Origin of the sequence: Vibrio sp. EJY3 (genome assembly GCF_000241385.1) — a bacterium.
Classification (GTDB): domain Bacteria; phylum Pseudomonadota; class Gammaproteobacteria; order Enterobacterales; family Vibrionaceae; genus Vibrio; species Vibrio natriegens.
The window spans coordinates 1,730,642-1,743,997 of record NC_016613.1 but is presented as its reverse complement, the minus strand read 5'-3'; the positions used below and the strand labels follow the sequence as shown (position 1 = coordinate 1,743,997).

9 protein-coding genes are annotated in these 13,356 nt (G+C 43.3%); 7 read left to right on the top strand and 2 right to left on the bottom strand.

Translation table 11 applies throughout. The annotated features are described in order from the left end of the window. Positions 1–33: 33 nt before the first annotated feature. The 3 genes from VEJY3_RS07960 to VEJY3_RS07950 all read left to right on the top strand — a co-directional run bounded on the left by VEJY3_RS07960 (position 34) and on the right by VEJY3_RS07950 (position 4,434). Positions 34–1,911 carry a propionyl-CoA synthetase gene (locus tag VEJY3_RS07960; RefSeq protein ID WP_014231933.1) on the top strand — a complete coding sequence of 626 codons (1,878 nt, stop codon included), beginning with the start codon at positions 34–36 and terminating at the stop codon, positions 1,909–1,911. Between the two features lie 191 nt (positions 1,912–2,102). After that, positions 2,103–2,579 (top strand): GNAT family N-acetyltransferase, encoded by a 477-nt coding sequence (locus tag VEJY3_RS07955; protein WP_014231932.1) that lies wholly within the window; start codon positions 2,103–2,105, stop codon positions 2,577–2,579. Positions 2,580–2,982: 403 nt separating this feature from the next. Beyond that, on the top strand, positions 2,983–4,434 hold the full coding sequence (locus tag VEJY3_RS07950; RefSeq protein WP_041170231.1) for a bifunctional NUDIX hydrolase/phosphatase PAP2 family protein: 1,452 nt from the start codon (positions 2,983–2,985) through the stop codon (positions 4,432–4,434). An 89-nt stretch (positions 4,435–4,523) separates the two neighbouring features. Here the strand turns inward: VEJY3_RS07950 and VEJY3_RS07945 are convergent, their stop codons facing one another. Together VEJY3_RS07945 and VEJY3_RS07940 are read right to left on the bottom strand one after the other, a co-directional pair. Continuing rightward, on the bottom strand, positions 4,524–6,680 hold the full coding sequence (locus tag VEJY3_RS07945; protein ID WP_014231930.1) for a TonB-dependent receptor: 2,157 nt from the start codon (positions 6,678–6,680) through the stop codon (positions 4,524–4,526). A gap of 461 nt (positions 6,681–7,141) precedes the next feature. Beyond that, a complete protein-coding gene (locus tag VEJY3_RS07940) occupies positions 7,142–8,098 on the bottom strand; it encodes an FCD domain-containing protein (RefSeq protein ID WP_041170332.1) in 957 nt (318 codons plus the stop codon). Between the two features lie 276 nt (positions 8,099–8,374). On the opposite strand from VEJY3_RS07940, the gene VEJY3_RS07935 reads away from it, so the two are divergent. The 4 genes from VEJY3_RS07935 to VEJY3_RS07915 all read left to right on the top strand — a co-directional run bounded on the left by VEJY3_RS07935 (position 8,375) and on the right by VEJY3_RS07915 (position 13,341). After that, a complete protein-coding gene (locus tag VEJY3_RS07935; protein ID WP_014231928.1) occupies positions 8,375–9,505 on the top strand; it encodes an amidohydrolase in 1,131 nt (376 codons plus the stop codon). A 296-nt stretch (positions 9,506–9,801) separates the two neighbouring features. Then, a complete protein-coding gene (locus tag VEJY3_RS07930; RefSeq protein ID WP_014231927.1) occupies positions 9,802–11,739 on the top strand; it encodes a bifunctional diguanylate cyclase/phosphodiesterase in 1,938 nt (645 codons plus the stop codon). A gap of 218 nt (positions 11,740–11,957) precedes the next feature. Next, positions 11,958–12,314: a DUF6404 family protein gene (locus tag VEJY3_RS07925; RefSeq protein ID WP_014231926.1), complete on the top strand. Its 357-nt coding sequence runs from the start codon at positions 11,958–11,960 to the stop codon at positions 12,312–12,314. A 541-nt stretch (positions 12,315–12,855) separates the two neighbouring features. Then, entirely contained in the window at positions 12,856–13,341 is a 486-nt protein-coding gene (locus VEJY3_RS07915; protein ID WP_014231925.1) for a GNAT family N-acetyltransferase, read from the top strand. Positions 13,342–13,356: the final 15 nt, after the last annotated feature.

The following is a 13,356-nucleotide window of genomic DNA, read 5'->3' as shown; positions in this document are numbered from 1 at the left end:
GAAGCAATGTCAGGACATACTGGAGGAAGCAATATGTCTTCATACGAAAAAGAATATTTATGGGCGAAAAACGAACCGGAGAGTTTTTGGCGCGCTCAAGCGGAGAATATCGACTGGTTCGAATCTCCAAAGACCATCTTGAATACTGATGAAAACGGTATTGAGCGTTGGTTCCCAGATGGCGTGATGAACACGTCTTGGTTAGCACTGGATTACCATTGTGAACAAGGTAGAGGTGATACCGCCGCTCTGATTTATGATTCACCAGTGACAGGGAATAAAAAGACCTATACCTACACTGAGCTGCGCGATCAGGTCGCGAAAGTTGCCGGTATGTTGTCTGCTCAAGGTGTTGAAAAAGGCGACCGAGTCGTTATTTACATGCCGATGATCCCAGAAGCAGCAATGGCGATGCTTGCGTGTGCACGTTTAGGCGCGATTCACTCAGTGGTGTTTGGTGGCTTTGCACCAAATGAGCTGGCAGTGCGTATTGAAGATGCCGAGCCTAAAGTTATCATGACGGCATCGTGTGGTATCGAAATCAGCAAAATCATTCCATACAAGCCAATGGTTGATAAAGCCATCATGGATAGCCGTTGGAAACCAGAGAAAGTGTTTGTTTTCCAGCGTCCGGAATGTGAAGCCGAGCTAAACCAAGAGAGAGATCTGGATTGGCAGCAAGAGTACAGCCAAGCACTTCCACACGCTTGTGTATCAGTACTGGCGACAGATCCGCTCTACATCCTTTACACATCAGGTACTACGGGTAAACCGAAAGGCGTGGTTCGTGACAACGGTGGCCATGCGGTAGCGCTGAAGTACTCAATGAGTGCCATTTACAATATTCCACAGGGTGGCGTGTTCTGGGCTGCATCTGATGTTGGCTGGGTAGTAGGGCACTCTTACATTGTTTACGCACCATTGATTCATGGCTGTACAACGATACTGTTTGAAGGCAAACCGGTTAGAACGCCTAATCCGGGCGCTTTCTGGCGGGTATGTGATGAGTACAAAGTAGATGCCTTGTTCTCTGCACCTACCGCATTCCGCGCGATTAAGAAAGAAGACCCAGAAGGTGAGTTTTTAAAACATTACGATTTGTCTAACTTAAAAACCATCTTTATGGCTGGTGAGCGTTTGGACCCTCCAACTCTTGAATGGGTGCAAAGCAAAGCCGACAAACCGGTTATCGATCACTGGTGGCAAACGGAAACGGGCTGGGCTATCGCGGGTAACCCAACAGGTATTGAAATGATGCCAGTTAAAGCCGGATCTTCGACAAAGCCAATTCCGGGTTATCAAGTTGAAATTCTTGATGAACTTGGTGAGCCAGTGAAAGCTAATCAGCAAGGTTTTGTTGCGCTAAAACGTCCGTTACCGCCAAGCTGTTTACCAACCGTATGGCGTAACCATGATCGTTTTGAGACAGGTTATCTGAGCCAGTTCCCTGGCTACTATGTGTCGGGTGACGGTGGTTATCTCGACGAAGACGGCTACCTATTCATCATGGGACGTATTGATGATGTTATTAACGTCGCTGGTCACCGTCTCTCTACTGGTGAGATGGAGGAAATCGTTGGTGGTCACCCGGCCATCGCAGAATGTGCTGTAGTTGGCATTCACGATGATCTGAAAGGGCAGCTTCCACTTGGTTTTGTGGTACTGAAAGACGGCGTCAAAGTTGATGAGCTGGATCTGGAAGGCGAGTTGGTCGGAAAAGTACGTAGTGAGATCGGTGCGGTTGCCTGCTTTAAGCATGCGCTGGTCGTTGATCGCTTACCGAAAACGCGTTCAGGGAAAATCTTACGTCGAACCATTCGCCAAATTGCTGATGGTGAGAAGTACACGGTTCCATCAACCATTGACGATCCAACCAGTCTGAGTGAAATCGAACGTGTTCTTCGTCGATAGCGTTTAATCTATTCCACGTTTAATGTTTTGCCCCTGCAATCCCAGCAGGGGCTTTTTTCTTTCCGGTGGGTGGTAATTTCAATATGGTCGCAGTAAGAATAACCAAATGATGACTTTATTGATCCTAGTGACTTGCTATCCCTCTACTTTGGTCACAAACTACAAAGGTTCAAATTTTAGTAAGCTTTTTTATGAGTGCATTTGTAATTAAATCGGCGTGTTTTGACGACATCTCTATTCTCAATGATCTTATGTTCGACTTGCATGATGAGCATCATGTTCAATCACCGGAACTGTTTAAAACGGCAGAAGAAATTGAAGAAGAGAAAAGCATCGGACGCTATATAGATAACCCAGAATGTCTGGTTTATGTCGCTGCAAAGGACCATGAAATTATAGGGTTTGTTTCTGGGCACTTCTGTGAGTTAATTTCTGTCGTCAGTAAGCCTGTGATGATGGGCAGTGTTGATGAACTGTACGTGTTGCCTGAGTTCAGAAAGCAAGGGGTCGCAAAAGCACTGCTTGATAGAATTGAATCCACTTTTATTAATTATGGCGCGAAGCAGATGTTTGTCGAAGTATGGAACTTTAATCAACAAGCGTTAGCGCTCTATGAAAAGCAGGGATTTGGTCACCACATTCATTGCTTAAGAAAACCCATTGCTTAAGAATACCGCTGATCATGCCTGATAAGGGCCGGTGACTCTGATTGAATCCGAACGGCCTTATTTCGGAGAACAACATCCAAATGCATTTAGTTGCATTTTATGGAGGATGGTGCATTTCCAAAACATTTCTAGCAATTATTCATTTTAAACAAATGCGCCTAATCTCAGTTGCAGAACTGAGAATTTAAACATGGAGCAGAAATTTTCCTGACATGAACCCATATAACTGTCAAAATTGCCATCGCAATTACGCATTATGTCCGGGTAATGTCAGCGTTAGATTAATTTTTTATCTCTAACTTCCCCGGTCTTATGTATCATACGCATAAGGCATCACTAAGTTTTTCAAAATCTATCAGTATTGCTGCCTTCACACGTCGGTTATTATTAAAGGTTACATTTTGTGTTGAGACAGTTATTTTTCCTCACTCTTTACTGCGTATTACTGGGTAGTTCCCCCGCTATTGCAGCGTCGTCGTCTTCAGAGTCAGTAAAAGGCGCACTATGTGTTGTGCGAGCAGATGATAAATTGGTATTGATTCACGAGATCCTAACCAATCGAATTTCTTTGCCCGGAGGCACAATAATTGAAGGCGAACAACCAAGAGCCGCTGCTCAAAGGGAAACTTGGGAAGAAACCGGATTAGTCGTAACGGTGGGCAAAGAGTTAGGCCGCACTGAGACGGCCGTTTTCTTTGACTGTGTGTCAGATTCGGAGATCATTTCTTACTCAATGATCAATTCGATGGGGGGAAATGAGCTACCAATTTGGTTTGCGCCACATTATGGTGTCGAAATTGCTTCAGCAATGTTGCTAATACCAGAACAGCTTCCCGTTTCTACTTATCGTTATCCCGCACAGTGGCAAACGGTCGTTGGTTATTTCAACGATGCGACGCATCAACCAGTGCATTACATTAATCATTTGATTGAGTCTGCACCATCGTTTCGTCAGATCGAACTGGATTGGATGATGGAGTTACAAAACTGGGTCGGCTCGTTGTCAGCAACCAGTTTTCAGACAGCTTCTCAGGCTGCCGAAATGATTTTAGAGCTCACGGCACCAACCATTTTACTGTTTTTGTTCCCGTTCGTGATGATGCGATTTGGTAGCCGGTTTGTTTTTCGACTATTTTTCGCAATTTCAGTAACGTCAGTGATGATAATTGTCGCGCAGCAGGGATTTTCATTACCAAGACCGCATGTTTATATGCCAGTGGTCGAGCTTACACACAGCTTCGGTTTCAGTTTTCCAAGCTTGCCTATCGCAGTGTGGTGCTGTGTGCTCACTTTTCTATTCCACAAAAACGGTAACTTTGGCGTTAATGGCTCAACGGGGCTGATTATTGGTATGACGCTGCTTGTGGTGCTGGCTAAATTCTTCCTTGGTACGGCTTTTATCTTGGATATGTTGCTGGGGGCGTTGTTGGGTATTTTGGTCGCTTGGCATATTCTGCGTTTGGAAGTAAACCCGGAGATACACGTTGATCAGTTGCTCACCTCGAAAGGAGTGTGGTTGGCTATGACGGTATTTACGGCGGTGATTTGTGTTGTTTGGCCGTTACCAGTATTTGGCAACTGGCTCGCTATTCTTATGGCGGCCTCTGTGATCGTTTTGACGTTTGATAAATCCCAAGTGCAGTTAAGTACCAGACAGGCCGTTTTTGTTATTTTGGCTTTGATATTGGCACAGCAGTTGTACCTGTATTCAGCAACGAGCGTATCGTACAGCGGCTTTTGGTCACTGGTATTTATCACGCTGCAATACCCAATGTTGATGCTGTTATTCACGCTTCTGGTAAGAAAATTGACTCAAGGCAAGCGTTTGAAAAGCAGAGTACTGGACGTCGAATAGGGCTCACTTGCAACCAGATACAATTAAGCCTCACATATTTGTGAGGCTTTTTCGTTGTTCTATTTGAATGGTTTTTCAAATTGTACGAGTTAGTACTTCACTTGATAGTTCAGAACAAACGTTCTTCCGCGGCCTTTGTAATCGTAGGCTGCTGATTCGTAATGAGACGAATACACAATTTGAGCGCGCTGACCCCAGATGGTGGTGTAATCTTTATCGAACAGGTTTTGAATACCAAAGCCTAGGCTACCAACGGGAAGTTGATAGTTACCGACGAGATCAAACACGGTGTAGCCATTGAGTTCATTTTTATCGTCATCTTTGTAGTCAAACATGGTTTGGCTTTGGACTTTTACTGATAGCTCCGAGTCAACCCAACCCGCCCACGCGTTCGCTTTTGAGGTACTCGCTTCACCTGCGGTAAAGTCTTGCCAGCCGTCGTCACCTTTGACTTCTGAGATGACATAATGACCCGATGCTCCGAGCTGAATATTGTCATTCATCCAGTAAGACGCCATCGCTTCCAGGCCGTAGACACGCTTCTTGTCATCAATTTCATCGATGAGCATGGTTGTCTTGTTATATGTCACTGACTTATCAGACTGTGAGTAATAAGCGGCGGTTTGTACATGCAGATCACCAGTATCTAGGCGGTAACCAAGTTCAAAGCTGTTGGTTTTAATGCCCGACATCTTAGATTTATTTACGTTGATACTATCGTTAAGCTGCCAGTGATCGCCAACAAGGGTGTAGTCTCCTTGTCCATAGTACTTAGCCGGGTCTGCTAGGTCGAAGCCTTGAGAGAAGTTCGCCCAAATTTGCGAATCGCTATCTAAATGATAAACCGTACCCAAGTTAAATAGGCTAACACTGTAGTCGGTTTCACCGCCCGGAACGGCATCAGCGGAAGTACCATTACCTGCTGCTATTTTCTTCTGTTGGCTGTAGCCAATAAAATCGTCAATCTCGTTTGATATGTATTGGTAACGAATACCGCCTTCAACGGTCCAGTCATCAGTGATTGCATAATCAGTTTGCAAAAATCCGGCAATGGAACTGACTTCGATACCAGGATATCGGCCAACTTTCGCGTAAGTTTTGTTGATCAGATTGCCCGAATTGTTAGCGATGGTTGGATCGTAGAGCGCTTGATTGCTGTCGAGTTTATCCTGATAAGCGTCGATGCCATAAACGATGTTTAGTCGGTCAAAGCTTTTCGCCAGCGCCGCTTTTAACGAAACAACATCGGTAATTTGTTGACCAGAAGATTGATAATAAGGGGTGTAAGTTTGGTCTTCTTTACGGTAGGAAGCTTCTGCAATCAGCTGATGTCCGAGAAACTGCTCGTCGACGTAAGAAGCGCTGAGCATCATACGTTCGGTTCCATGTTCGCGGTCTGAATCAAAGCCTTTTCGCACATCAACAAAATCGCCACCGACAATGTACAGACCATAAGGCGAATCTTGTTGGCTGTCATAGTATTGTGCCAAAAGATTCAGTTTCTTTGTCTCAGAAATATTAACGCCAGCGGTTGTTAGAAAATCAACGGTTTTATTAAACTGTAACGAGCCCTGTGAAATGTCCGGAGTCACAATGTCGCCATTAGCATCAAAGTAGCCTTGCGTTTCACTGTACATAACAGAAGCGCGGGCTTGAACCTTTTCACTGCCACCAGAGATGGCTTGACCTATTTTATAATCAAAATCTTCGCCGGAGTTAAAGCCTGATGATCCGCCAACGAAGGATTCAAACTCAATGTCTTCGCTCTGGGCTTTTTTCGTTATGATGTTAATCACGCCACCTGAAGCGCCAGCACCATACAAAGAGGTTGCCCCCGAAAGAACTTCAATGCGATCAATATTAAATGGATCAATGGAATCTAAATATCGACTGATTTGTCGGGATGATTGTAAAGAGACACCGTCAATCATGACGAGCATCTTACGTCCCCGAAGGTTTTGGCCGTAATTGGTTCTTGCACCGCTGCTTACATCTAGCGATGGAATGGTTGACGCCAGGATCTCACCAAGCGATTTCCCTCCACGATATTCTTGTTCGATCTGTTCGGAGTCGATATACCAAACTGTGCCCGGAATATCACTGATCGCTTTAGGGGTGCGGCTTGAAACAATCACCACTTTTTCATCAGTGACGTATTCTTCTGCTTGAGCTGCCAACACTGTACTTGCAGCGGCTACGGCAAGTGCAACAGTGGAAATCTTTAAACTTCCTTTTTTATTGTTCATTTTCTTCTCTATGTTTATCAACAAAAGGACTCTTAAATCCTCTGATAGGGTCGCTGACCTTTGATTTTGTTTTAATTAAATAAGCCTTCGTCTGTCACTGGTAAATGAAAGACAAAGCAACTTAGATTGCTACAAGTCGGGCAGATTCGATGTGGTGTTAGCGGTTCATTGAACGTCGTCAAACCGCGTAATTTTACTGCGACAACTCTTTATTCTAAATAAGAATCATTATTATTGTATTTTTGATGCAAAAATACAATATGCAAGTGCAACTTTTGTTTACGCCAGCGTTGGTTGAGTGTTTTCAGTGCGAAGCGTTGAAAAAAATAGGAATGAACAAGCAAAGCTATGGGATGAGTAAAAGAGCCTGTACACAGTTAGTCAGGCTCTCGGAATGTTGAGCTAGTGGAAAAATGGAAGGTTGGAGCGAGTAGGACCCAGGTGTAGAACTCGAAGTCCAGCTAAATGAGTTTGTGGGCAATGTTGTTTAATAGGATCTCTCGCTGCGCACGAGGTACATTCATCACATCTTGATAGGTTCGTTTCATAACGCGAATGTCATTTTCCAGCAATTGAGCGAGTTTTGTTGCGGCTTGAGCGTTATTTCCCTTTAACAACAGTTCAATGATCTCGACGCGTCGTTGGCAAGAGGTAGTCACAGAGGATTGAATATGCATGGATACCAGATCGGTGGCTTTGCGCAGACGGTTGTGTTGCTGCATGATGCCCAACAAAAAACGATTACCCGAGCAAGCGGTGAGTAGTTCGTGAAACTCTGCGCTTAAATTAAATAGCTGGCTTGCCGTTACGGATTGTGGTTCGGCGATGGCTTTTAGGTGACGGTCCAGTAGAGCTTCAAGTTTATCGCGACCCAGCTTCCAGCTTGGTTCGAGCAGACCTGCGGGTTCGAATATAAGGCGGCATCGATAGCTTTCTGTATGCCTGTCGAGTGTATTCAGCACACCTTCAAGTTGCCACTTGTAGCCTGGACTTCGGTGGAGGATCGCGTCACTTTCCAGCAGTCGCAGAACATTTTGTATCTCACCTCGGTTGGCGTCATAACGCACTTGAAGCTCTTTCTCTGATATAGGGCACTCCAGCTCACCAAAAAACAGATCCATAAGTACTCGAAGATAAAGTTTCTCTTCACGGGATTGCTGATTGGTGTTTTGTCCCATCTCCGCAATATTTTCAGCGTCGATGAGTAGCACAAAACCTTTGTTAGGAACCGCTTTGGTGATGCCTTGATCGGCCATATATTTAAGCACGGCGCGGATTGGTGTTCTTGATACGTCGAACTGCAACGCTAAAGACGATTCATTCAGACTATAACCAGTCAGCGCGTTGTCTGCCTTTAGTTTTGCGATAACTTTGAATAATAAGTCTTGTTGGAGTCGTGTGATTGCTGTCGTGCCCATAGAGTGAAAACGCGGTTGGTACATTTGTCTTCATGGTAAACACAAACGCATTTGATTGCTATAAATTGTGTTTTCGCAGCATAAATACAAAGCTTCAAAGCAGTGACATGACGATAATAGTGAACTGAACATTATCGTTATTCCGACCTTTGGCATGAGAATACTCAACGTTACACGTAACGACAGGTGAAATGTACGGAATGATATAGTAGGTTGAGTTACGCTACTCTCTGGTTTTACTCAATCCTATGCCATGGTCACGGAGGACATTGTTTTATGGCTGATATTTGCTGGACCCAGTTTCGCCACACGCTTCATCAATTTCCGGAGTTATCCAATCAGGAAACCGAAACCGCGCAGCGCATTATGGAACAATTCCGCCATTTTGTACCGGATAAAGTCGTCACCGGCCTTGGTGGAAGTGGTTTGGCTTTTATTTACCAAGGCAATAAACCGGGACCGACGACACTGATTCGTTGCGAACTGGATGCGCTACCGATTGATGAGACGAATACCTTCGATTATCGCTCTGTTCACCACGGTGTTTCTCATAAATGTGGACACGATGGGCATATGGCGATTGTATCCTCGTTGGGGGAGATACTTAATCAAAACCGTCCTGCCAGTGGGAGAGTGATTCTTGCTTTTCAACCTGCGGAAGAAACGGGAGAAGGGGCGATCAACATGGTGAATGACCCGAAGTTTACCGATATGATGCCCGACTATGCGTTTGCTCTGCACAACTACCCCGGTCTGCCTCTCGGACACGTCGCCGTAAAATCCGGCCCGTTTAACTGCGCCTCGCGGGGAATGATCATTCGTTTGCAGGGCAAAACTTCACACGCGGCACACCCGGAAAATGGTGTAAGTCCAGCTATGGCGATGTGTAATATTATATCGCAACTGAATACTCTGCCCGAATCTCTTAGCGAGCGCTGCTGGGTAACAGTGATTCACGCAAAATTAGGGGAAGTCGCGTTTGGCACGGCTCCTGGGGAAGCGGTCGTGATGGCGACACTGCGTAGTGAAAGTAATCAGACGATGCAAGCCTTAGTCGAAGCAGCAAGCGCATTGGCCGAGCAAAATGCAGACAGCTATGGATTAAATTGGTCACTGGAATGGCAGGATGTATTTCAGGCCAGCGTGAACTCGCAGCAGGGTTGTGAGCTCGTCGTGCAGGCTTGCCGCGATACTGGAACGGCGTATACTTTGCTTGATGAGCCAATGCGTTGGTCAGAAGATTTCGGTCAGTTTACCCAAGTCGCGAAACAAGGAGCCATGTTTGTATTAGGTTCAGGTCGAGAGAGTCCGCAGCTGCATAACCCTGATTATGATTTTCCTGATGAGCTGACCCCTGTCGGACGAGCGATTTTCTTCAGCCTGATAGAAAGGATTAATGGGTTCTAGGTACTGCACTCGAACGTTTTTATGATCAAACGAAGTGACTTTGTCCATGCATCTAGTGTGAATATCGGTAATTAAGCGTGTTAGGAAACTCAGACACGCTTCTGTCCGTCGTTTGAGTCGGCGAGCTTTACCTGAGAGTGTCAAGATTACTGTAAACTTAGAAAGGTATCATTCTCAAAATGGTAATTTTCTTAACAAATATTATTTGTGCAATTAAATCGAGTAAATATATAGACTTATTTGGTTAGACAAGCTAGTTTAAACAGAATAGTGCAACCAATTGCTTAGTGTTTTATATGAACAAACGCAGCCATTTATTAGTCTTTTCCTCTAATATTGTCACCTTACTGGCGATCAATGTTTGCATTGCGTCAATTTTAGTAATGACTAATGTATATGGGCCTCATGCTACTAATGAGAAAATTTATTGGTTGCTATTGATCTATGTAATTACCGGCGTACGTTATTGGGTTCATTATGGTATTTCTAACGACAACCAATATAAATTAGACTTTCATTTTATTGGTGTCACTGTCTCAGCAATTGCATGGGCTGCATACCCTTATATATTTCATCAAACAATGACATTAGAAGAAGTCATGTTCACATTAGTCATTTTTTGTGGGATGTCGGGCGGTAGCGTCACATTACTCTCTGTTGATCGGCGTTCCGCTCTGGTGTACGTAGCAATTACCATCTTTCCATACAGCTTTATATTACTTACTGGAAACGATGTTACGCTAAGAAACTTTGGGGTAATGGGGATCGTTTATGGAATTGCACTATGTTTGACAGCCATAAGAAGTGCCAATTTTGTTTACGCATCAATCGATAATCAAACTAAAATTGAAAGCTTAGTATCGAGCCTTGAAAATGAGGTTGACTCTAGGACCAGTAGAATACTTACATTAGAACGTCGTGATATGCTTTCCGGGTTATATAACCGAAATAATTTCGCCCCAGCGATTGCTATAAAACGCATTAATAAAAACAATCCTGCACTACTCAATAGCTTTATACATGTTGATATAGAAAATCTGCATCTTATTAACGATAACTATGGTCATGAGTATGGTGACTTTATTATTTCGGAAGTTGGTGAGATATTATTAAATAATGATAAACTTCACGGTTCAATTTCTGCCCGGTATGGGAGTGATGAATTTATTATACACACTTACGTTTTTTCAAAAGTAGAACTAGAAAAATTTATTAGTAATTTAAAGAAACAGATAACCGTGTATTTTCAGTCAGGAAGTATTCGTGTTAAACCGGACTATCATATTGGCTATTACATTTGTGATGATAGCGTCCCAATCAATACTGCGATCAGAAATGCGTATTTAGCGGTTAGTCATGGAAAAAGAAATAACCTACGTGTTAGTTGTTTTGGCAAGAATATACAAGAGAGTTATGAACGAAAAGAGTATCTGTGTGAAGCTATAAAAAAAGCGATTAACGATAATAGTTTTTATATGCAATATCAGCCAATAGCAAGCGTCAGAGACGATAAAATACACTCTTTTGAAGCATTAGTTAGGTGGGATTTAAAAGGGCAACGAGTCTCGCCTGACGAATTTATAAAGGTGGCTGAAGAGTATGGATTGATAATAGATCTTGGGCGGTTAGTGTTAAAAATGGCTATTGAAGCGTTAGCTGCTGTCAACAAGATGCATCCGTACATTTCCATATCAATCAATGTTTCGGTTATTCAGTTCGAAGATGAAACCTTCTTGGATAGTTTAAAACTGTTCATTTCTCAGTATTCGGTAAACCCAAACAATGTTCATTTGGAAATCACAGAAACCGCAATGATTACGAATATTGAGAAGCTAACTCAAAGTATTTTAAGTGCAAAAGAGATCGGTGTGATGATTTCAGTCGATGACTTTGGAACGGGTTTCTCTTCTATTTCCGTGCTTAGAAATTTAAAAATAGATTATATAAAAATCGACAAGTCATACATTGATAACATTTGTCTGCATGAAAAAGAACAAAGCATAGTCTCTGCGGTGACTAAGATGGCTCATACGATCGGTACTAAGGTGATCGCAGAGGGTATTGAATCACAAGAGCAGTTAAATTCGATAGCACAAAACGACATTGATTTTTACCAAGGCTATCTGTACAGCAAGCCCGTATCGTATCAAGAAATGCTCTCGTATTGCCAAGACCCCCAAAAGCAAGCTAGCGAATCTTTCCTTTCATGGACGAGTTCACCTTACACGAGTTGATAGGTCAGGATGAAGACTAGATGAGCACCATGAAGAGAATTGCTGTTATTGGGTCCCGTGGTTCAGGAAAACCCACATTTTTATCCCTGCATTGCTCACCCTTAACGCAGCAATGAAATAATCAAATTTTGAAGTCTGTCGTAACATCTAGATTATCCTTTCAGGCGAATGACTTGATGGCCTTAAAATTCCAATGACATATAGTTAGTGGGGTTTTTATGGAAAAGGCAGAATTCATCCGGTTGCACTTGATTGAAAAAGGTGTTCCCGTGGACTTAACTAAACCAACAATATTTGTTTGGCCAAAATACAAAGACCTCTCGAAAAAGCCACTAGTATTCCAGTCGCTAGTAAAAGTGTTTTTAATGGATAGCTTACTTTTGGGGCCATTATGGGGAGCGTTCATGTGGGCATTCTCTTGGCATAAACAGCCTGAACATTGGAGGTTCTATCTTATTGGCTTCGCCTTGTTTGGTATTTTAATGGGATTTATCACCATATTTAGAATTATCAAGGCTAGAAAGAGTTTGGGTGAAAACAACTGGGAAAACTGGTGTAAGCGAAACTACGAGTAACGCACTGTGCCAGGCGTTTAAGATGATTTCTAACGCTTGGTATCTTCAATTCTAAGTGGTGTTAGCTTGCTCGCAAACAGTAGTACCAAAAGTATGCTTCTAGAAATAATGGTCTGTTATTGTTGCAGAATTTATCTGCATGGTATCAGGGATGTCGATTCTCAACATTATTCTCGTTAGTAGTTTCTTATTGAATTTGTCTATAGATTGGTTTGAGCTGGAAAGTGCGAGAACCTCGTGCTTGTGGGTTTCATTTCTTGTTTCATGCACGTTTATTCTTGACGAAATGACCTGGCTGCAATCAGGCACTTACAAATGTGCTGAATGGATAAAAACCTTTTTTATTGCCTATATAACCTGTGAGGTGACTTTGGTGATCAATATGATTTACAGGTTGGCGAATAAATATAGTGTAACCTCAATGTCTTGGTATACTCCATGTTTATTGCTAGCTGGTTACTCACTCTACCAAAAGGTATACAAAGGTTAGAGTTTGCGTTGCGTACGTCTTCGCAAAGTATTGTGTTCGAGAGGAATTTGAATGTTCAGGGAAACAACGAAGGCTGATTTTGAGTTATTTTGGCCAACCTTTTCAGCCGTTATTCGCGCTCAGGAAACCTACGCGTTTGATCCAGAAATGACGATGGAAGAGGCTTACCACATCTGGTGTGAAGTTCCGTTGAAGTCGTACGTTTATGTAGAAAACGACGTGATTTTAGGTTCCTACTACCTGAAGCCTAATGCAATGGGGCCAAGTAATCATATTTGTAATTGCGGATATATGGTTGCAAGCGAAGCGAGAGGGAAAGGTATCGCGCGCAAGATGTGTGAGCATTCGCAACAGCTAGCCGAAGAACTTGGTTTTGAAGCGATGCAATTCAATAGCGTTGTCTCGACGAATGAAGTCGCGGTTAATCTCTGGCAAAAACTTGGCTTCAGTATAATTGGTACGATACCTAAAGCCTACAGACATGGTCGTTTGGGGTATGTGGACAGTTTAGTTATGTACAAATGGCTCAGACCATAACAATCAGGGCTAAGC

What these genes read in the sequence shown, in the direction of transcription:
- VEJY3_RS07925 (WP_014231926.1), top strand. Translation starts at nt 11,958, where the DNA reads ATGGAAAAGGCAGAATTCATCCGGTTGCACTTGATTGAAAAAGGTGTT.
- VEJY3_RS07930 (WP_014231927.1), top strand. Translation starts at nt 9,802, where the DNA reads ATGAACAAACGCAGCCATTTATTAGTCTTTTCCTCTAATATTGTCACC.
- VEJY3_RS07940 (WP_041170332.1), bottom strand. Translation starts at nt 8,098, where the DNA reads ATGGGCACGACAGCAATCACACGACTCCAACAAGACTTATTATTCAAA.
- VEJY3_RS07935 (WP_014231928.1), top strand. Translation starts at nt 8,375, where the DNA reads ATGGCTGATATTTGCTGGACCCAGTTTCGCCACACGCTTCATCAATTT.
- VEJY3_RS07955 (WP_014231932.1), top strand. Translation starts at nt 2,103, where the DNA reads ATGAGTGCATTTGTAATTAAATCGGCGTGTTTTGACGACATCTCTATT.
- VEJY3_RS07915 (WP_014231925.1), top strand. Translation starts at nt 12,856, where the DNA reads ATGTTCAGGGAAACAACGAAGGCTGATTTTGAGTTATTTTGGCCAACC.
- VEJY3_RS07945 (WP_014231930.1), bottom strand. Translation starts at nt 6,680, where the DNA reads ATGAACAATAAAAAAGGAAGTTTAAAGATTTCCACTGTTGCACTTGCC.
- VEJY3_RS07960 (WP_014231933.1), top strand. Translation starts at nt 34, where the DNA reads ATGTCTTCATACGAAAAAGAATATTTATGGGCGAAAAACGAACCGGAG.